Origin of the sequence: Streptomyces sp. NPDC047315, assembly GCF_040643215.1 — a bacterium.
Taxonomy (GTDB): domain Bacteria; phylum Actinomycetota; class Actinomycetes; order Streptomycetales; family Streptomycetaceae; genus Streptomyces.
The window spans coordinates 1-20,057 of sequence record NZ_JBEYTZ010000053.1 but is presented as its reverse complement, the minus strand read 5'-3'; the positions used below and the strand labels follow the sequence as shown (position 1 = coordinate 20,057).

Sequence of the window (20,057 nt, the reverse complement as noted above, 5' to 3'; positions counted from 1 at the left end):
GGTGGACCGTCATGTTACAAGTCGCCGACGCGTCAGGAAGCCGCGTTCGCAGGGGCCACGGGCAGCTCCGCCCAGACCTGCTTCCCGCCCGCGAACGGCACCGAGCCGTACGCCGTCGCGAGCGCCTGCACGATCACCAGACCGCGACCCCCGGTCGCCTCCAGGTCCAGCGCCGTGGAGCGGACCGGCGCCCTGGGGGAGGAGTCGTTCACCGCGATCCTCAACCGCCGCCCGGTCAGCGTCAGATCGAGCCGCACCTGGCCCCGGGTGTGGGCGACCGCGTTGGTGACCAGCTCGGAGACGATCAGCTGCGCTGTGTCCATGTCCACGGTCACGTCCGCGCCCGCGCTCCAGGCGCGCAGCGTGCGGGCCGTGAACCGACGGGCGTGCACGATCGCGTCCGGCAGCCGCCACACCGCCCACTGGGCCCGCAGCGGACGCGAGGCCGTCCCGTCGTACCGCAACAGCAGCAGCGCCACGTCGTCGTCGCGGCTGTCCACGTTCCCCAGCAGGTCGTCGGCCATCCGCCCGATGTCCATCGGATCGGCGGCGGAGAACAGGGTCCGCAGCCGCTGCACGCCGTCGTCCAACGGCAGGCCCGACGCCTCCACCAGCCCGTCCGTCAACAGGGCGAGCACGCCCCCGGGCGCCAACCGGGCCTCCGTCATCGGGAACCGGGCGTCCGGCAGGATGCCCAGCGGCGGCCCGCCGCGCACCGCTATCTCCTCGGTGACGCCGCCGGGGCGTCTGACCAACGGCGCTATGTGGCCCGCCCGGACCAGCAGCGCGACGCCCTCCTCCATGTCCAGGTCGACATAGCAACAGGTCGCGAAGAGATCGGTCTCCATGCCGGTCAGGAGCCGGTTGGCGAGGCTCACGACCACGTCGGGCGGATGGCCCTCGACCGCGTACGCCCTGATGGCCGTGCGCATCTGCCCCATGATGGTGGCCGCCTCCGCGCTGTGCCCCTGCACGTCGCCGATGACCAGCGCCACATGGCTGTCCGACAGCGGTATCACGTCGTACCAGTCGCCGCCGACCTCCAGGCCCACCGTGGCCGGCAGATAGCGGGCCACGGCCTGACCCCCGGGCAGCCGCGGCAACTTGCGCGGCAGCAGGCTCCGTTGGAGGGTGCGGGCCAACTCGTGCCGGGCGTCCAGGGCGTGTGCGCGCATCAGCGCCTGCCCCACCAGGCTCGCCGTCGCCGTCAGCAAGGACCGCTCCTCCGGCTCGAACCGGTGCTCCTCGTCCCAGCCGACGAGGCAGACGCCGACCATCCGGCCGTCGGCCTGGAGCGGGAGGATCGCGAGCCCGCCCGGCCCGATGTGGGTGAGGTCCGGCTCCAGGTCGGCGCCCGGCAGCCACACCGTGACCGCGCCGTCCCGAAGAGCCCGTCCGACGGCGGGCAGGGCGCTGCGGGCGGCGTCCGGCCACTCCGAGCGCCACTCCGAACGCCACACGTCGGGCCAGGCGTCCGGGTCGGCCGGATCGAGGATCGTCACGACCAGCCGCTCCGCCTCCACCTCCGCGACCGCCACCCGGCTGGCGTTCAGCGGCTCGCGCAGCGCCGCCACCACCACTTCGCTGACGTCGCGCACGGTCGTCGCTCCGGCCAGTTCGGCGGAGAGCCGCTGCACCCGCGAGACCTCGTCGGCGCTGGGCCGCAGATAGGAGGCGTCGGCGAGGACGCCCAGCATCCGGCGGGGAGTGCCGTCGACGGCGGGCAGGGTCCGGCAGCGCAGTCCCAGCCAGCGCAGCTCGCCGTTGAGGCAGCGGATGCGGAACGCGAGCTGGTGCTCGGACGAGGACCACAGCCCCGGCTCGACCACGGACATCAGCGCCGGTACGTCGTCCGGGACGGCGCAGCCCACCAGGGTCGCGGCCCGGCCGTCGAACTCGCCGGGCGGCAGCCCGAGCAGGTCCAGCACCCGCTCGTCCGCCGTCATGGTGCCGGTCGCGAGGTCCAGCGTGAACGCGCCGCTGCGCAGCGGCACCAGGCCGGTGCTGCGGTCCGGGCGGGGGGTGCGGCGCCGGGTGACCTCGTACGCCTCGATGCCGGCGGCCACCTGGTCCGCGTACAGCTCCAGCAGATGGCGCCGGTCCACGTCGAAGCCCTCGGGCGCCACGCCCGCGACCACCAGGGCGCCGCGCCGGCTGGCGTGCCCGCCGAGCGGGAGGACCGCCAGCGACGAGCCGGGCGGCCAGCTCTTGACCAGGTCCCGCAGCTCGGTGTCCGCGGCTTGGTGGTGCTCGTCGTCCGCGCTGTGGTCCAACGGGCCGTCGGGGTCGAGGCGCGCGGTGACGTCGAGCAGGGCGGTGGGGTCGAGCCAGCGCGCCCTGCCCGTGCGAAACGATTCGGCGACCGGTGAGCGGCTCGCGAGGTGGACGGCGGGAGGCATGTCGTACTCAGCGTCGGGGCCGTCGGCGGTCTCGGCCAGCTCCAGCCGGTCGCCGTGTTCGCCTAAGAGGTACACGCCTGCGAATTCTGTTCCGCAGAACGCAAAGTATTGCCTGGTCAAGGCCCGAATCGCCCCCAAGAAGCCGTGGCCGTGCGCAGTGGTTCAGGGCAAGGGGCGAGCCGGGGACGGCTGAGATGCGGCCCTCGCCGTGGCCGCCCACTCTATGGTGCGGCGGCCGGTAGGGAAGGGAGATGGCGGAGCGGAAGGCGGGCGGAGATCGCGGGGGCGTGGAAACCGGACGTCCCGCACGGTCGCGGCGGGGTGCGCGGTACGGGCGTGCTGCCTGGCCACGGGCCCTTCGCGCCCGTCGGAAGAGGGGCCGCACCGGGCGGATCGGGGCGTCCGCAGGCCGTCGGACCTAGCCGTACGCGACATCAGGATGGCCGAAAAGTGCCGCAGCGATGGGCCGATATGTGGCGTCGACCAGGGCGGCCCTTGCTCTGGCGCAGCCGGTCGACCTAGGGTGAATGCGCTTTCATAGTGCATCAGCAAACGCATCACGAGACAGAAGAAGCGGACGGTCGGTCGGGTGAGCGCCCCCACTGTGTACGACGTCGCCGAGAAGTCGGGCGTCTCCATCGCGACGGTGTCGCGGGTCTATCGGAACCCCGACTCCGTACGCGCCCAGACCCGGGACCGCGTCATGGAAGCCGCCCGGGAGCTGGGGTACGTGCCGAGCGGCAGCGCCCGCGGGCTGGCCAGCCGGTCGACCGGCGTCCTCGGGCTGTGCTTCCCCGACTACGCCGACCCGGACGCGGAGGCGGACGCCGTCGACGACGACGCGGCCGTGCTCTACTCGGACCAGATCATCCGCGGCATGGAACGCGCGGCCCGCCGTCACGGCTACGCCCTGCTGATCGCCGCCTCGCTGGAGGGCGGGCCGCGCAGCCTGGTGGAGCAGGTCGCCGGGCGCGTCGACGCCTTCGCGGTGCTGGCCCGCACCGTCCCCACCGAGGACCTGGAGGTCATCTCGCGCCGACTTCCGGTGGTGATGCTGGCCGGGCCGCGCGAGATCGACCACCTGGACCACATCGAGGTGGCCAACTTCGACGGCGAACGCGAACTCGCCCGCCACCTGGTGCGCGACCACCGGCTGCGCCGGCTCGCCTTCGTCGGAGGGGAGCGGGACTCGCCGGACGCCGAAGCGCGCTTCGCCGGCTTCCGCGAGGCGTGCCGGGAGGCCGGCCTCCCGGTGCCCGACGAACCGGCCGTACGGGTCGAGATGATGACCCAGGCCGAGGGGGCGCGGGCCGCCGAGGCGCTGCTGGAGCGGCCCGGGGAGCGCCCGCAGGCGCTGCTGTTCGCCAACGACCAGATGGCCATCGGCGCCCTGCACGCGCTGGAGCGGCGCGGGGTGCGGGTGCCCGAGGACCTCGCGGTCGTGGGGTTCGACGGGATCCCGCTCGGGCGGATGGTGCGGCCGGCGCTGACGACGGTGCGCCAGCCCATGCGGCGGCTCGGGGAGGAGGCCGTGGACCTGCTCGTACGACGGCTCGGAGCGCGCGAGCGGGACCCGGTCTCGCTGATGCTGCCCGTCGAGTTGGTGCGCCGCGCCAGTTGCGGGTGCCCCGCTCAGGACCCCGCCTGAGGTGACGCACCCCGACTGAGGGCCCGCGGCGCGGTCCCCCTGAGGGCGCCTTTCGAACCATCTCCGTCCCCTCCGCCCCCTGCCCCGGCTCCGACGAGCCGGGGCAGGGGGCTTTTCCGCGCGCTGAGGCTTCCCGCCGGGCCGACAAAAGCGGAATTGGACACATTCACTTTCGGTTCGCAAACACCCCGGCCTAGCGTGCGGTGAGGGGGCGTCGAGATGACGGCGCCGTTACGCAAGCGTTATCCCAAGGGTTCTTGCGAATGTCCAAGGGCTGGCGCAGGGTGATGTATGCGCTTACAGGCAGCGCATACATCCCGGCGACGATGCCGGACGCTCAAGGAGGAGCCCCATGCACCGCACCACCGGAAAAGCCTCGGCCGCCCTCGTACTCGCGGCCGTGCTCTCCCTCTCGGCGTGCGGTGGTTCGGGCGGCTCCGACGTGGCGGCCGACGAGAAACAGACCCTGACCGTCTGGGCCATGGGCACCGAGGGCGAGAAGCTGGGCGCGGTCGCCGCCGAGTACCAGAAGAAGAACCCCCACATCACCGTCAAGGTGACCCCGGTCGGCTGGGACGTCGCGCACCAGAAGCTGGTCTCCGCCGCCGCTGCCGGCAAGCTGCCGGACGTGGCGCAGATGGGCAGCACCTTCATGGGCGAGTTCGCCGAACTCGGCGTCCTGGAGCCGGTGGACACCGCGAAGTTCAAGAAGGACGACTTCTTCGCCGCGTCCTGGGACGGCAACGTCGTCGACGGCAAGGCGTACGGCGTCCCCTGGTACACCGAGGCCCGCGTCCTGTACTACCGCACCGACCTCGCCGAGCAGGCCGGCATCACCAAGCCCCCGGCGACCTGGGCCGAGCTGTCCGCGCTCGCCACCGCGTACCAGAAGCAGGCCGACACCACCTGGGGCATCTCGCTCCAGCCCTACAACCTCGACGCCTGGCAGAACTGGCTGCCGTTCTTCTACTCGGCCGGCGGCGAGTTGACGAAGGACGGCAAGCCCGCGCTCGACAGCGAGGCCGCGGTCACCGCCCTGAAGGAGTACGGCGCCTACTTCGACAAGGGCCTGGCGAAGAAGAGCGTCCAGCCCGGCTACGACGTGGTGAAGGACTTCGGCAACGGCAGCGTCCCGATGTTCCTCTCCGGCCCCTGGCAGTCCACCAACATCGCCGAGAACCAGCCGGAGCTCAAGGGCAAGTGGGCCGCGGCCCCGCTGCCGGCCGGCGCCTCCTCCACCTCCTGGGCGGGCGGCTCCAGCCTCGTGGTCTCCAAGGACAGCGAGCACAAGGCCGCAGCCGCCGACTTCATCGCCCACCTCAGCGAGCCGGCGACCCAGGCCGACTGGTACGAGCGCACCACCGATCTGCCGGCGAACAAGGCCGCCTGGGACCAGGGCAAGCTCGCCACCGACCCGATGGCCAAGGTCTTCCGCACCCAGTTGGAGAGCGCCAAGGCCATTCCGGCGCTCGCCAAGTGGGCCGAGATCGGCTCGAAGATCGACGAGGCGATCGAGTCGGTCACCCAGGGCAAGGCCACGCCCGAGCAGGCCGCGAAGAAGATGCAGTCCGAGACCGCCCCGCTGGTGGGATGAGCCATGGGCACGGTCACCGAAACGGCCGCCAAGACCCCGCCGGGCGCGGCGCTTTCCGCCGCGCCCCGGCCGGGCCCGGGGCGGCGCCGCGCGGGCGTGCACCACCTGGCGGGCTGGCTGTTCTCCACGCCCTTCCTCGTGCTGTTCGCCGTCTTCATGGCGATGCCGATCATCGCCACCCTGGTGATGAGCTTCACCGACTTCGGCCTGCGCAACGTCACGGATCCGTTCTCCGCGAAGTTCGTGGGCTTCGAGAACTACACCAAGCTCTTCGAGGACGAGAAGTTCCTCAAGTCGCTCTTCAACACGGCGTACTTCGTCGTCGTCGGCGTGCCGCTGACCATCGGCGCCGGACTGGTCGTCGCGGCCTTGCTGAACAACGGCATCGACCGGATGCGCACCTTCTTCCGGATCGGCTTCTACGCGCCCGTCGTCACCAGCATCGTGGCGATCGCGGTCGTCTGGCGCTTCGTCCTCGACCCGGCCGACGGCCTGATCGCCGGCGTCTTCGCCGAGTTCGGCGCGAGCGCGCCCGACTTCCTCGGCTCCGAGACCCTGGCGATGCCCTCCCTGATCACCATGGCGATCTGGCGCAACCTCGGCACCGTCATGGTGCTGTTCATCGCCGGCCTCCAGTCCATCCCCACCGAGGTGCGGGAGGCGGCCCGGCTGGACGGCGCCGGAGCGTGGCAGGAGTTCCGCACCATCACGGTGCCCCTGCTGCGGCCCACGCTGCTGTACGCCACCGTCATCACCACCATCGGCTACCTCAACGTCTTCGAGGAGCCGTTCGTGATGACCAACGGGGGGCCTTCCAACAGCACCCTCACCGTCTCCCTGAACATGTACCGGGAGGGCTTCAGCTTCTTCCACATGGGTTACGCGAGCGCCATGGCGTACGTGCTGTTCGTGGTGATCATGGGGGTCACGGTGCTCCAGTTGCGTCTGCTGAAGGACAACACGAAATGAGCGGCACCGCACCGATGAAGACGCCCGTCCAGCAGTCGACGCGGTCGACGCGGTCGACGCAGGGGACGCCGCCGCCGACGCAGCCCGTGCCGCGACGGGCGGGGGAGCGGCTGAAGAAGCCCGCCGCCTACCTGCTGCTCGGCGTGGGCCTGGTCCTGATGGCCGCCCCCTTCCTGTGGATGGCGCTCTCCGCCTTCAAGACCAAGCCCGAACTGGCCGCCAGCCCGCCCGTGTGGATCCCCACCGAGTGGACCCTGTCGAACTTCCGCGACCTGCTGGACCTGCTCGACCTGCCGAAGTACTTCCTCAACTCCGTCGTCGTCGCCACCCTGGTCACCGTCTCGAACCTGGTGTTCTGCTCGATGCTCGGCTACGCCCTGGCGAAGCTGGAGTTCGCGGGCCGCAACAAGGTCTTCGGCCTGGTGCTCGGTGCACTGATGGTGCCGGGCAACCTGATGCTGCTGCCCCTGTTCGTCCTGATGAGCAAGATGCAGCTGATCGACTCGTACGCGGGGCTCGTGCTGCCGTTCGCCGCCGGCGCCTTCGGGGTCTTCCTGATGCGCCAGTTCATGCTGTCCGTCCCCGACGAGCTGCTGGAGGCGGCCCGGCTGGACGGCGCGGGGGAGTGGTACATCTTCTGGCGGATCGTGATGCCGCTGGTGAAGCCCGCCCTGGCGACCCTGGCGATCCTCACCTTCCTGCAGTCGTGGAACAACTTCGTGTGGCCGCTGATCGCCACCAACGACCCCGACAAGTACACCCTGCCGGTGGCGCTGGCGACCTTCGCCACCGACCCCAACCGGGCCAACGGCGCCAACGGCGTCCTGATGGCCGGCTCCTTCCTGGTGGTCCTGCCCGTCCTGCTGGTCTTCGCCGTGCTCCAGCGGCACTTCACCCAGGGCATCGCGACGGCCGGCCTGAAGTAGCCGCCGCCCCTCTCCCCTCGCCCTTCGCCCCCTTCGGGCACCCAGCTCCCACCCCCCTCACGGCGGCGCCCGCCGCCATGCCCCTGATGAAGAGGTCTGCACTGTGATGACCGAAAAGTCCGCCGCCCACGCCGACTGGGACTCCCGCATCGGCAAGCCCAGCGACGCCCGGCTCACCGGCGCCGGGGAACTGCCCCCGCCGGGCGGGCTCCTCGCCACCAGCGGCACCGGGCTCGTCCTGCTCGACTGGGCGCCCGTCGACGGCGCCATCGGCTACCTCGTCCACCGAGCCGACGACCCGAACGGCCCCTTCGAACCGCTCGACCACCTCGGCGGCGACGTGCTCGCCGTGCCCCACCCCCCGTACGCCGACACGCTCGTCGAGCCCGGCCGCGACTACCACTACGCCGTCGCCACCTGGTCCGAGGACGGCGCCGGCGCGCTGTCCGACGTCGTCAGCGCCCGCGCCCTGGCCCCGGGCGACGGCCCGGCCGAGGTCGCCGTCGCCGTCGACGCGTCCGCGCCCACCACCGAGCTGCCCCGGGTGTGGAACCGCATGATCGGCGCCGAGCACTTCTCGCTGCTGGTGTGGGACCGCCCCGGCCCCGGCGGCTCCGATGTCGCCGCCGAGTACGCCGAAGCCCTGGGCATCGTCCGGGACGAACTGGAGGTGCGCACGGTCCGCGCCCACGGCACCTTCCTGCCGGAGACCGTCACCGTCAACCCCGACGGCTCCTTCGACTTCTCCGGGCTCGACGCCGTCTACGACCGCTTCCTCGCCACCGGCCTCAAGCCCGTCGTGGAGCTCTCCTTCATGCCGAAGGAACTCACCGCCGACCCCGACTACACCGTCTTCGACTACAAGGCGCAGGTGTCCGTCCCCCGAGACTGGGAGCGCTGGGGCGAGCTGTGCCGGGCCCTGACCGTCCACCTCCAGGAGCGCTACGGCCGCGACGAGGTCGCCGGCTGGGAGTTCGAGGTGTGGAACGAGGCCAACCTGGAGGTCTTCTGGAACGGCACCCAGGATGACTACCACCGGCTGTACGAGATCGCGGTCGCCGCCGTGAAGGACGTCGACGACCGCATCCGGGTCGGCGGACCGTCCTCCGCCGCGGCCGGCTGGGTCGGCGCCCTGCTCGAACACTGCCGCAAGCACGACGTGCCCGTCGACTTCGTCTCCACCCACACCTACGGCAACGCCCCGCTGGACTTCCGCCCCATGACGCGGGCGTTCGCCGAGGCCACCGGCAAGCCGGAGCCGGAGATCCTGTGGACCGAGTGGGGCGTCACCCCCACCCACTTCCACCCCGTCAGCGACTCCGTCTTCGCCGCCCCCTTCGTCCTGCGCGGCATGAAGAGCGCCCTCTCCTCCACCGACTGCCTCGCCTACTGGGTCGCCTCCGACCAGTTCGAGGAGCTGGGCTGGGCGCCCCGCCTCTTCCACGGCGGCTTCGGCCTGCTGACCGTCGGCAATCTGCGCAAGCCGCGCTTTTGGGCGCTGCGGCTGCTCACCCTGCTCGCCGGCGGACGCATCCCGGCGCAGGTCACCGGGGACGGCGCGGAAGCGCTCGTCGAGTGCCTCGCGACGCGTACGGAGGACTCCTCCTCGCTCGACGTCCTGCTGTGGAACGGCACCCTCGACCAGTCGAAGGTCGCCGGGGCGTCCGCGCTGGACCGTCGGACCGCCGTCACCCTCACCGGCCTCGAGCCCGGCGCCGCCCACGCCGTGACCTCGCACCGGGTCGACGAGCAGCACGGCAACATCCAGGCCGTGTGGAACGAGATGGGCGGCGGCGACTGGCCCGACGCCGAGCAGTGGGCGGCGCTGCGCGCGGCCGACCGACTGCCGAAGGAGGACCTCGGCACGCACACCGCCGACGCCGACGGCCGCCTCACCCTCACCGTCGAGCTGCCGAACCCGGGCATCCGGCACCTGCGCGTCGCCCGCTCCTGACCCGTAAGACAGGCCCTGACGGCGGCGGCGGGCCCGCCGCCGGCCTCCCCAGCCGCGCGGGGCCGTCGTAGTCTCTATGCCGACGGCCCCCGCGCCCCATGCCACCCCCCGCTCCACCGCGTCACCTCCACACCCCCGCATCCACCACCGGGAGCTGGATACCCATGGCACGTCTCGACCGTCGTACGCTGCTGACCGTCGCGGGAGGAGGGGCCGCCGCCCTGGCCCTGCCCGCGGTGACCGCGCCGACCGCTGCCGCCGACACCTCGGGCGCCCGCGGCGCCCACGGCGGTGACACCGGGCTGCTGCACACCTGGTTCCGCGACACCTACCGCTCGATCGAAGCCCTGACCACGGACTTCGGCCTCACCGCCGACAAGGCCGACCTCAGCCGGCCCGGCCGCCCCGTGCCCTCCCGCAACACCTCGCCCACCAACATCGGCTGCGGCCTGTGGTCCACCGCCGCCGCGGGCGGCCTCGGCGTCATCGACCGCGCGACCATGCACCGCCGGCTCGACCACATGGTCACCGCGGTCGAGAAGCTGGAGCGCTTCCACGGCTTCTGGGTGAACTGGTACGACTCCTACGACGGCTCCGTCCTCACCACCTGGCCGGAGACCGGCGCACCGGTCCGCCCCTTCCTCTCCTCCGTCGACAACGCCTGGCTCGTCGTCGGGCTGCGCATCGCCGCCGACGCCTCGCCGCGGCTCGGCAGCCGCGTCCGACGGATCCTCGCCACCGCGGACTGGTCGTACTACTACACCCCCTACGACCCCGCGGACCCGGTCAAGGGCCCCGGCCAGCTCCGCGGCGGCTTCTGGACCGACACCGGCGAGCCGACCGGGCACCACTACGGCGCCCTGAACACCGAACCGAGGATGGCGAGCTACCTGGGCATCGCCGACGGCTCGCTCCCCGGCGACCACTACTGGCACCTGCTGCGCACCATGCTCCCCGAGCACGGCCAGGAGCAGGCGCCCGGCGGCTCGTACACCACCGTCGACGGCGTCCGCCTCTTCAACGGCCACTACACCCACCGCGGACGCAAGCTCGTCCCCTCCTGGGGCGGCTCCATGTTCGAGGCGCTGATGGTGCCGTTGTTCGTCCCGGAGCCCGAGTGGGCCCGCCGCTCCTGGGGGCTGACGCACCAGCGGTACGTGCGCTCCCAGATCGAGCACGGGACGGTGGAGGAGGGTTACGGCTACTGGGGCTTCTCCCCGTCCAACGTCCCCGAGGGCGGCTACCGCGAGTACGGCGTCGACGCCATCGGCATGCAGATCGAGGGCTACCAGTCCAGCGGGGTCGTCACCCCGCACGCGGCGATGCTCGCCCTCCCGTACGCCCGCTCCGAAGCAGTCGCCAACCTCAAGGCCCTCGCCCGTGACTTCGGCGCCTACCACGACGGATACGGCTTCCGGGACTCGGTGAACGTGCGCACGGGCCGCGTCAGCGACTACGTCCTCGCCCTCGACCAGGGCATGATCGCGGCAGCGCTCGCCCAGGAGCTGCGGCCCGGGCTGCTCCAGCGCCCCTTCCGCACCGGCGGGTTCGCCGCCCGCGTGAAGCCGCTGCTGGCCAAGGAGCGCTTCAGCATCTGAGGTGCGAACGGCACGGACGAGGGGCCGCGGCTGCCGGTGCAGCCGCGGCCCCTCGCGCGCACCCGGGCGTCACAGCCTGCCGCGACGACGCTCCTGCAACAGCAGCACCCCGAGGTAGACCCCGCCGATCGCCATCGTGTAGATGCCGACGGGCAGGTTCTCGAACAGCGGCAGCTGCTGGGCGGCCAGATCGGCGAGGACCAGCAGCAGCGCGCCGGTGAGCCCCGACAGCAGCAGGTGCGGGCCCGTCACCCCGGTGAGCCGCTTCGCGATCTGCGGCGCGGTCAGGGCGACGAAGGCGATCGGGCCCGCGACCGCGACGGCCCCCGCGGACAGCACGATCGCCAGCAGCACGGCCAGCGACTTGGTGCGCTTGGGCTCGGACCCGAGCCCCTGCGCGATGTCGTCGCCCATCTCTCCGACGTTCAACCGGCGCCCCAGCGCCGCCGTCAGCGGCACCGCGACCAGCAGCACCAGCCCGATGGTGGTGGCGTCCTGCCACGACCGCGACGACAGGCTGCCGTTGACGTACGCGGTCAGCGCGGAGGCGTTGTCGCGCTCCATGGCGTACACCACGTACTGCGTCATCGCCTGGCAGATCGCCGCGACCCCGATGCCCGCGACCACCAACCGGGCCGGATTGCGGAACCCGGTGCCCGTGGAGAGGTACACGAGGACCATCGCCAGCACGGCGCCGACCAGCGCACCGAGCGCGACCGGCACCGTGGCGGGCAGGAAGAGCGCGACCATCGCCGCACCGGCGCCGGCCCCGGCGGCGACCCCGATGACGTCGGGGCTGCCCAGCGGGTTGCGGGTGGCCGACTGGAACAGGGCACCGGACAGCCCGAGCGCACAGCCGGTGCCGAGCGCCACCACCAGCCGGGGGCCGCGCAGCCGCTCCAGTACGAACGCGTCGCGGCCCTCGGCCGCGCCGCTGAGCGCGCTCCCCAACTCCGCGAGCGGAATGCCGAGCCGCCCCAACGACAGCGTCGCAGCCGACGCGGCGACGATCATCAGCAGCAGGGCGAGCGCGGTCAGCAGCGAGGCGCGCCGCACGGGCAGCGCCACGGCCGGGCCGAGACGCAGCACGATCCGCGGCGAGCCGGTCCGCACGGCCGGCGCCCGCCCGGTGCGCCCCGCGGTGGCCGGGCGCTCGACTGCCCGTGCCGCATCACGCGTGCCACTCATGCGTTCCCCCTCATCCGACGGACGGCCACCAGCAGGGCGGGAGCGCCGACGAACGCGGTCACCACGCCGACCATCAGCTCCTGCGGACGCATCACCACCCGTCCCACGACGTCCGCGATCAGCAGCAGCGCCGGCCCGGCGATGCAGGCGAAGGCGATCTGCCAGCGGAAGTCCACGCCGACGACGGCCCGCACCACGTGCGGCACGGCGAGCCCGACGAAGGCGATCGGGCCCACCGCCGCGGTCGCCGAGGCGCTGAGCAGCGTCGCCGCGAGGAGCCCGCCGCCGCGCACCACCCACGGGTTGGCCCCGAGGGAGGCGGCCGTGGCGTCGCCGAGCGCCAGCGCGTTCAGGCTGTGGCCCAGCACCAGCGCGAGCAGCAGCCCGGCACCTGCGAAGGGGACCATCGACCAGAAGACGTCCACGTCCCGGCCGCCGAGCGCACCGACGACCCAGTACCGGTAGCTGTCGAACACCTGCGGCTTGGTGAGGGTGACGGCCTGGATGAACGCCATCAGCACGGCCGAGAGCACCGCGCCGGCCAGCACCAGGCGGACCTGGCTGCGGCCGGAGCGGGTGGAGCCGATCGCCTGGACGAGCACGCCGGCGAGCAGCGCGCCCGGCAGCGCCCACCACATGGCGGCGGTGCTTCCGCTCGCGCCCCAGAAGGCGGTCGCGGTCACGATGCTGGCGGAGGCGCCCGCGTTGATGCCGAGCAGTCCCGGCTCGGCGAGCGGATTGCGGGTCACGCCCTGCATCAGGGTGCCGGCGACGGCGAGGGCGAGCCCCGCAAGCGCGCCGAGCGCGGTCCGTGGGTAGCGGCTCTCGACGACCGCGGTGAGCTGGGCGTCGGCCGTCCCCGACAGCACGTCGACCACGTCGCCGAAAGACGTCGTACGACTGCCGAACATGACACTGGCGAACAGGGCGAGCGCGAGGAGGACGAGTCCTCCGCACACGCCGAGAACGCGCCGGGCGGCGCCCCCCTGACGGGAGGCGCCGCGCGGCGGAGCCTTGGTGATCGTGGCCATCTGGCTGTGGAGTCCTACTTGCCGGCAGCGGCGACGGCCTTGTCGATCAGCGGCAGGTACCGGTCGATCGTCCACGGCACGGTCAGCGGGTTGATGATCGAGGAGGCGGTCACGAAGGAGTTGCTGTCGCCGACGACCACGGCGCCCTTCTTGACCGCGGGGATGCCGGCGTACAGCGGCTGCGACTCGATCTCCTTGCGGTTCTTCTCGTCGGTGTAGAAGGTGAAGATGAGGTCGCTGTCCTTGAGCTTGCCGGCGTTCTCCAGGCCGATCAGCGCGGAGTCGGTGCCCTTGGTCTCCGGGAACTGGTTGACGACCGGGTCGACGGTGAGGCCGAGCGAGGAGACCATCTTGACCCGCTGCTCCTCGGGCTTGAAGACGCCGAGGGTGCCGGGGCCGGTGTTGTAGACGTAGGAGAACTTCAGGTCCTTGTAGCCGGGGCGTGTCGCGGCGGCGTCGGCCAGCTGCTTCTCGATGGTGGAGACCAGCTTCTTCGACTCGGCGGGCTTGCCCATCGCCTTGGCGATGACGTCGATCTGCTGGTCCCAGTTGGTGCTCCACGGCAGGTCCGGGTAGGCGACCGTGGGGGCGATGTCCTTCAGGACGTCGTACTGCTTCTGCGTGATGCCCGACCAGGGGGCGAGGATCAGGTCGGGGTCGAGTTCGAGGATGGCCTCGGTGTCCAGCTCCTCGCCGCCGGTGAACTGCTTGGGGAGCTTGTCACCCTTCTTCGTCACGGCCTCGTGGATCCACGGCAGGTAGCCGGTCTTGTCGCTGCCCCAGGGGTAGCCCTCCACGCCGACGGGGGTCGTGCCGAGCGCGATCGCGGTCTCGGCCGAGCCCTGGCCGAGGGTGACGATCCGCTTCGGCTCCTTCTTGATCTCCGCGGTCCCGAGGGCGCTCTTGATGGAGACCGGGAACGCGCCGCCGCCCTTGCCGGAGGAGCCGGCGGACTCCTTGTCGCCGTCGCTCTCCGACGAGCAGCCGCCGACGGTGAGGACGACGGCGACTGCGGTGGCCGCGGCGGCGAGCACGCGCCGACGCGTGCGGGTGAACCCGAGCATGGATGTTCCTCAAGAGTGTGGTGTGGCAAGAGCGTCGACCGATGTCAAGCCCCCGATCGAGTTAGGCAAGCCTAAGCTAATGTCGTCTTGATGTTCAACCGTGGCCAGATTTCATTCCGGCAAGCCCGTCCGACGGCGGTGTGCGCGGAAGCTCGATGGGCGCCAAGGGTGCAGGTCAGTCGCCGACCGACGGTCGCGCCTGGAGAGAGTGCGACGCGGTGGCGCCGCCTTCGGGTGGCGTCGAAGCCATCCATCGAAGTCGGCCAGAGTCTCTGACGATCTGGCTGAAAAGCGCGCTGGTAAGGGAGTTGCCGCGTCAACGGACTGTACCGGCGTCGTCACGCTCCTTAGCATGGGCGCCTTACAGCTCATGCTATCGACTGACACGGGTGAGTACTGGATGCAAGAGGAGTCGTGGCGCCCCGACGCCATCGACACGACGGTGCCGAGCGTGGCACGGATGTACGACTACTACCTGGGGGGCAGTGACAACTACGAGTCGGACCGCATCGCCAGCGAGGAACTGCTCAAGCAGGTCCCCAGCACCAAGGTGCTCGCGGTCAACAACCGCCGCTTCCTCCAGCGCGTGGTGCGCGTGCTCGCCCAGGACTACGGCATCCGCCAGTTCGTCGACCACGGCTCCGGCCTGCCCACCCAGGACAACGTCCACCAGGTCGCCCAGGCCGTGGACCCCGCCTCCCGGGTCGTCTACGTCGACAACGACCCGATCGTGCTCGCGTACGGCCGCGCCCTGCTCGACGAGAACGAGCGCACCGCGGTCATCCAGGCCGACATGCGCGACACCGACGAGATCTTCGGCCACGAGGAGACGAAGCGGCTGATTGATTTCAGCCAACCCGTCGCGGCCCTTTTCGTCTCGGTCATGCACTGCATCCCGGACGAGAGCGACCCGGGGGCCCTGGTCCGACGCGTGGCCGAGCGGCTCGTCCCGGGCAGTTTCCTGGTCGTGTGCCAACTGGTCAGCGAACGCCCCGAGATCCGCAAGGGCGTCACCGACTTCATGGCCGAGGCCACCGGTGGGAACTGGGGTCGGGTGCGTGAGCAGGAGGAGGTCGCCGCCTACCTCGACGGCCTCGAAGTGCTGGAGCCGGGCCTCGTGGAGGTCTCCACCTGGCGTCCGGACAACGACCTCGCGCCGGTGCAGCAGACCGACGAGTGGATCGAGTGGGGCGGCGTCGCCCGCATCGGCTGACGCCCACCCCGGCTGACGCCGGCCCAACGGTCCAAGGGGGCCGGCGTCAGCACCGCCCGCGGGCCGCGGTCACGCCGACTGCGGCCCGCGCAGCGCGTCGAGGTGCTTGCGCAGTACCTTCGCCGACTCCACCGGCGTGAGCGCACAGGCCCCGAGCCGGTCCAGCATGTTCCGGTACTCCTCCACCATCGACGGCTTCTGGCTGAAGGTGGAGTCCATCAGGTGCTCGATGTACACGGCGTCCTTGAGGTCGCCGAGCGCGAACCTGAGGAACGTCACGCCGGTGCCCACGCCCACCGCCGCCGACACGTCCAGCGGAGCGATCTGCAACGTGATCCGCGGGCGCTCCATCATCGCGAGCAGGTGCTCCACCTGCGTCCGCATGACCTCCGGGCCGCCGACCGTGCGCAACAGCACCGACTCGTCGATGATCGCCCACAGCCGCGGTGCGTCCGACTGGTCGAGCTGGTGCTGCCGCTCCTGGCGCAACTCCACCCGCCGCACCGCCTCGTGCGGCAGCAGCCGTCCCGGCCCGGCCTTGATCACCGCATGCGTGTACGCGGGGACCTGGAGCAGCCCGGGCACGTAGAACGGCTCGTACGTGCGGATGCGCTCGGCCGCGCCCTCCAGGGCGACCAGCGGCTGGAAGAACCCCGACAGCACGTCGCTGAACGAGTGCCACCAGTCGGGCCGGTGCGACTGCTCGACCAGCCGGATGAACTCGTCGACGACGCCCTCGTCCGTCACCCCGTACAGCTGGAGGAAGGCCAGGGCGTCGGCGCGCTTGCAGCCGTGCCTGCCCAGTTCGATCCGACTGGTCTTCGAACGCGAGAACCCGAGGCGACGGTCCACGTCGGCCGGGTCGAGCCCGGCGGCCGTGCGCAGCTCACGCAGCTTGCCGCCGAGGATCAACTTCAAGGCGGTGGGGTTCTTCTCCACCGCCCCCAGTGGTCGGGCGAACAACGATCGATGCGGCTCGACTGCAGCCATCAGGCGCTCCTGCGGAAGCGGGGAAAACGCCAGTATTCACCAAGGCCGGTCCGCCCGGCAGGGTGCGGGTGTTCGGATGACGGTTTTCAGCCGACGACCGCGTCGAAATCGCCACCCCGGGCTCCGGCGAGGAACGCGACCACCTCGTCGCGCGTGTAGATCAGCGCGGGGCCCTGCGGATCCCGGGAGTTGCGGATCGCGACGGAGCCGTCCGGGAGTCCGGCGAGCTCCACGCAGTTGCCGGTCGCATTGCTGTGACTGCTCTTCGTCCATGTCACGGCGTCCAGCGCGGTCGCCGAGATGCCGTTGTAGACCTGTGCCACTGCAACAGCCCCTTTCCTGCGGCGGGTTCTTCCCCACCACTCTCCACCGAATGCAATCTCGAATGCAATCCCAGATGCAATTGCATTCGCCGAGTGCACTCGACATACTCAGACGGTGGCTGCTGACAGAGTGTCAACGTGCCTGATGTCCAGGGGGACATGATCTGTGACGACCCATGCGTCAGTCTCATCGGCCAGGAGCGCCCGCACCCCGGGCCTGACCGACGAAGCCAGGACCGGATCGGCACGGGCGTCGGGGGCGGCCCCGTCGGTCGGCCCCTCCTGGGGGCGGCGCGAGGACGTCCCGTCCGGCCTGTCGGCCCCCGGCCCCACTCCCTCCGGGTTCGCCGCGTGCGGCCTCGACGGACGCCTGCGGAACGCACCGCAGGCGCGCCGCTTCGTCGCCTCGACCCTCAGCGGCTGGGCGCTCGACCGGCTCGTGCCCGATGCGGAACTGGTCGTGAGCGAACTCGTCACCAACGCCGTCCAGCACGCCCTGGACCCCACGGCGTGGGAGACGGGGGACTACCCGGTCTGGCTCGGCATCTTCTTGAACCCCGGCGACCTGGTCTGTGCGGTCACCGACCCCAGCTCCCGCCCGCCGTGCCTGCGCGCGGCGGACGACTGCGCGCTCGGCGGGCGCGGTCTGGCGCTCATCGAGGCCCTGAGCACGTCCTGGTCCTGGGAGCTGACCCCGCCGCGCGGCAAGACCGTCTGGGCGGCCCTACCCCTGCCTGCCGGGCTTCCTTGATCTTTCTGCCGTAACCATTTTGCAAGATCCGTCCGCCGCCCCTGAAGCGGCAGGGCCCGGCCGCGCCGACGGCGCGACCGGGCCCTGAAGGTGACGGGCGCGGGGCTCGGCACGGCCGGCCCCGCACGGCGTCAGCGGGACGTGATCAGTTCGTGCGGCGGCACCGTCACCGTCCGGGCGCCCGGCTTGCCGCCGAGGACGACCTTCCGCAGGGACGTGTTGTTCGTCAGGTCGGTCTCCTTCAGCCGCTTGTCGGGGTTGGCGACGATCTGGATCCAGTACGTGCCGTTGGGCACGTCCGTGATGTCGAAGGTCTGACCGGGCAGGTACCCGGCGTAGGTGTCACCCGAGCCGACGTCCAGCGACTGCCGCACCGACATCGAGTTCTCCTCACCGCACGCGCTGCCGAGGTCGGTGCCGAACGGGTGCCAGTTGGCGTTCTTCACCGTGTAGTCCACGGCGTCCGTGTTCACCAGGCAGAACGCCTCCTTGTCGCTGCGCACGACCTCCCTCTGGTCCGCCTTGAGCAGCCGGTACGCGGCGAAGTCGGTGAAGTGCCAGTGCACGTGGCCCTCGCGCGGGTCCCACTCCATGGTGCCGGTGGGCGCGTAGCCGACCTGCTTGCCCTTCGCGTCGTAGAAGTACTGGTAGGCGTCCATCAGGCCCTTGTTGGGCTGCCGGAAGCCGTCCACGACCAGCGGCGAGGGGCCCGCGTTCCAGGTGGTGCTGCTGAAGGCGAGGTGGTCCCGACCGGGCGTCTCCCCCTCCGGGCCGGCGGAGATGTAGATGTCCCAGGCCGGCAGCGCCCGCAGGTCGGGCTTGGGGACGTTCGCCGGCACCGATGCGCGCGAGGTCGGTCGCTGGGCCGCCGGCTGCCGCGGCGGCGCGATGCGCGAGCCGTCCGTGCGCCCGGGGCCGTCGCCGCTCGCCGCGGCCTTCAGACCCTGCTTCTTCAGGGCCCAGGGCAGCGCCGGGGGAGCCGGGGTGTCGACCCCGTAGCCCTGGAGGTGGGCGCGGCCGAGCCCGAGGGTGGACTTCGGCGCGCCGTGCCCGCCGTGACCCCCGTGGCTCCCCTGTCCTGCGTGGCCGGTGCCGTGGGAGCCGTGCCCGCCGGCCGCCGACGCGCGTGCGCCCTCACCCGACGGGGTCGGCGCCGGCGTCCGCACGGTGACCTTGAGCTTCTTCGGCTGGTGGGGGATGCCGAGCAGGTCGCGGTACTTCTTGGTGACCGACACCGTCGCCGCGTACTGGCCGTCCGGCACGTCCAGCGGCGCACCGTAGAACGACGCGTACGTGTTGGCGGCCCAGCCGTGCTGGATCCCCCAGACCGACCCCAGGGTGAAGGGGTTGGTGGGGCAGCTCTCCGGGAACTTGGCCTTCGCCGGGCCGTCGGGACGGATCCGGCTGGCGGCGTTGTTGGGGCAGAAGGCTTCCTTCTGCGCGGCGACCACCTTGCCCGCCGAGTCGGCGAGGGTGACCTGGAGGAAGTCCGGCAGCCCGGAGAAGTCCTTCACGAGCCCTTTGGGCAGGGTCTTGGTGACGGTCTTGCCGCCGCTGCGGATGATCTGGCGGGCGACCACGGGGTCCTTGTAGGACGCCCGCGTCACCCGGAACTCCAACGCCGGTCCCTCGACGGCGAGATACGTGCCGAGGTCGAGATAGACCCCGGACGGCTCGCCGGGTTCCCCCACGTAGCGATCGAGGACCACGGAGTCGGACGCGGCGATCAGGTTCAGCTTGGGCTGCGCCGGGGCGGGCCGGGACACGGGAGAGGCCCCCGTGATGCCCACGGCCACCGTCAGGGCCGCCGCGGAGGCGAGCCCGGAGCGCCACAGTCGTGCGCGGTGATGTCTGGTCATTGTCCCTCGTTCAAACGAGCGTCACCGACCATGGCAGGTCGGTCGGTCGGCGCACGGGCCGTTTCCCCCGGCCGGTCGAGCCCGACGGCGAATCCGTGGCCACCCCTCCAGAGAGCATCGCGAGGCTGTGGGTTGGCTGTGCGGAGCAGAACGTCAATCGTTGTCCGGAAACCGCCCGTGAGGGCGCTCTTCAGGTCGTGGTGATGCCAATGCCCTCAAGGAGACCTCCAGCTGTGCTAGTGGTCCGAGGAGTTCTGTGCCGGCACGTGGACGGTCCCCGGGTGCGGGGCCGCCCGACGCGATCATTCGAGCGATCACGGCCGGCCGCCGTCGTGTGTCGCCCCGGCAATCCGCCCGGTCCACCGCACAGTGGGACCGACCCCACCCCACCCCACTGACCAGGCAGGGTAGCGACATGCCAGAAGTGAGCCCGGCCCTCGGCCGCCGCAGCGTGCTGTTGATGGCCCCCGCCGCGGCGGCGGCCTCCGTCGCCGACACCGCACGGGCCGACGCCCGCCCGGTCGGCACGGGCCGGCCGGCCCGTGCCGAC

15 protein-coding genes are annotated in these 20,057 nt (G+C 71.5%); 8 read left to right on the top strand and 7 right to left on the bottom strand.

Annotation, left to right across the window (positions count from 1 at the left end; all coding sequences use genetic code 11):
- Positions 1 to 32: 32 nt before the first annotated feature.
- A complete protein-coding gene (locus ABZ842_RS36290; protein WP_361547194.1) occupies positions 33 to 2,474 on the bottom strand; it encodes a SpoIIE family protein phosphatase in 2,442 nt (813 codons plus the stop codon).
- Between the two features lie 514 nt (positions 2,475 to 2,988).
- On the opposite strand from ABZ842_RS36290, the gene ABZ842_RS36285 reads away from it, so the two are divergent.
- The 6 genes from ABZ842_RS36285 to ABZ842_RS36260 all read left to right on the top strand — a co-directional run bounded on the left by ABZ842_RS36285 (position 2,989) and on the right by ABZ842_RS36260 (position 11,088).
- Positions 2,989 to 4,047: a LacI family DNA-binding transcriptional regulator gene (locus ABZ842_RS36285; protein ID WP_361547191.1), complete on the top strand. Its 1,059-nt coding sequence runs from the start codon at positions 2,989 to 2,991 to the stop codon at positions 4,045 to 4,047.
- 352 nt (positions 4,048 to 4,399) lie between these two features.
- Positions 4,400 to 5,641 (top strand): sugar ABC transporter substrate-binding protein, encoded by a 1,242-nt coding sequence (locus ABZ842_RS36280; RefSeq protein ID WP_361547188.1) that lies wholly within the window; start codon positions 4,400 to 4,402, stop codon positions 5,639 to 5,641.
- A 3-nt stretch (positions 5,642 to 5,644) separates the two neighbouring features.
- Positions 5,645 to 6,610: a sugar ABC transporter permease gene (locus tag ABZ842_RS36275; protein ID WP_361547185.1), complete on the top strand. Its 966-nt coding sequence runs from the start codon at positions 5,645 to 5,647 to the stop codon at positions 6,608 to 6,610.
- Positions 6,607 to 7,536: a carbohydrate ABC transporter permease gene (locus ABZ842_RS36270; protein WP_361547182.1), complete on the top strand. Its 930-nt coding sequence runs from the start codon at positions 6,607 to 6,609 to the stop codon at positions 7,534 to 7,536. The genes ABZ842_RS36275 and ABZ842_RS36270 overlap by 4 nt, the downstream gene beginning before the upstream one ends.
- A 106-nt stretch (positions 7,537 to 7,642) precedes the next feature.
- The gene (locus ABZ842_RS36265; protein WP_361547179.1) at positions 7,643 to 9,490 is read left to right on the top strand and encodes a glycoside hydrolase; all 1,848 of its coding nucleotides are present in this window, start codon (positions 7,643 to 7,645) and stop codon (positions 9,488 to 9,490) included.
- A 164-nt stretch (positions 9,491 to 9,654) separates the two neighbouring features.
- Positions 9,655 to 11,088, top strand: a complete 1,434-nt coding sequence (locus ABZ842_RS36260) for a glucoamylase family protein (RefSeq protein WP_361547176.1) — start codon at positions 9,655 to 9,657, stop codon at positions 11,086 to 11,088.
- Positions 11,089 to 11,157: 69 nt separating this feature from the next.
- On the opposite strand, the gene ABZ842_RS36255 is transcribed toward ABZ842_RS36260, so the two are convergent.
- The 3 genes from ABZ842_RS36255 to ABZ842_RS36245 are packed head-to-tail and all read right to left on the bottom strand — an operon-like array spanning position 11,158 to position 14,371.
- Positions 11,158 to 12,276: an iron chelate uptake ABC transporter family permease subunit gene (locus ABZ842_RS36255; protein ID WP_361547173.1), complete on the bottom strand. Its 1,119-nt coding sequence runs from the start codon at positions 12,274 to 12,276 to the stop codon at positions 11,158 to 11,160.
- Entirely contained in the window at positions 12,273 to 13,307 is a 1,035-nt protein-coding gene (locus ABZ842_RS36250) for an iron chelate uptake ABC transporter family permease subunit (RefSeq protein ID WP_361547170.1), read from the bottom strand. The genes ABZ842_RS36255 and ABZ842_RS36250 overlap by 4 nt, the downstream gene beginning before the upstream one ends.
- A gap of 14 nt (positions 13,308 to 13,321) precedes the next feature.
- Positions 13,322 to 14,371, bottom strand: a complete 1,050-nt coding sequence (locus ABZ842_RS36245) for an iron-siderophore ABC transporter substrate-binding protein (RefSeq protein WP_361547167.1) — start codon at positions 14,369 to 14,371, stop codon at positions 13,322 to 13,324.
- A gap of 400 nt (positions 14,372 to 14,771) precedes the next feature.
- On the opposite strand from ABZ842_RS36245, the gene ABZ842_RS36240 reads away from it, so the two are divergent.
- Entirely contained in the window at positions 14,772 to 15,584 is an 813-nt protein-coding gene (locus ABZ842_RS36240; protein ID WP_361547238.1) for an SAM-dependent methyltransferase, read from the top strand.
- Between the two features lie 69 nt (positions 15,585 to 15,653).
- Here the strand turns inward: ABZ842_RS36240 and ABZ842_RS36235 are convergent, their stop codons facing one another.
- Positions 15,654 to 16,574: a helix-turn-helix transcriptional regulator gene (locus ABZ842_RS36235; RefSeq protein WP_361547164.1), complete on the bottom strand. Its 921-nt coding sequence runs from the start codon at positions 16,572 to 16,574 to the stop codon at positions 15,654 to 15,656.
- An 86-nt stretch (positions 16,575 to 16,660) separates the two neighbouring features.
- On the bottom strand, positions 16,661 to 16,897 hold the full coding sequence (locus ABZ842_RS36230; protein ID WP_361547161.1) for a DUF397 domain-containing protein: 237 nt from the start codon (positions 16,895 to 16,897) through the stop codon (positions 16,661 to 16,663).
- Between the two features lie 166 nt (positions 16,898 to 17,063).
- Between ABZ842_RS36230 and ABZ842_RS36225 the strand changes: the two genes are divergently transcribed.
- Complete coding sequence (locus ABZ842_RS36225; protein WP_361547158.1) at positions 17,064 to 17,648, top strand: ATP-binding protein; 585 nt, start codon at positions 17,064 to 17,066, stop codon at positions 17,646 to 17,648.
- Between the two features lie 131 nt (positions 17,649 to 17,779).
- On the opposite strand, the gene ABZ842_RS36220 is transcribed toward ABZ842_RS36225, so the two are convergent.
- Positions 17,780 to 19,507: a lysyl oxidase family protein gene (locus tag ABZ842_RS36220; protein WP_361547155.1), complete on the bottom strand. Its 1,728-nt coding sequence runs from the start codon at positions 19,505 to 19,507 to the stop codon at positions 17,780 to 17,782.
- Positions 19,508 to 20,057 lie beyond the last annotated feature (550 nt).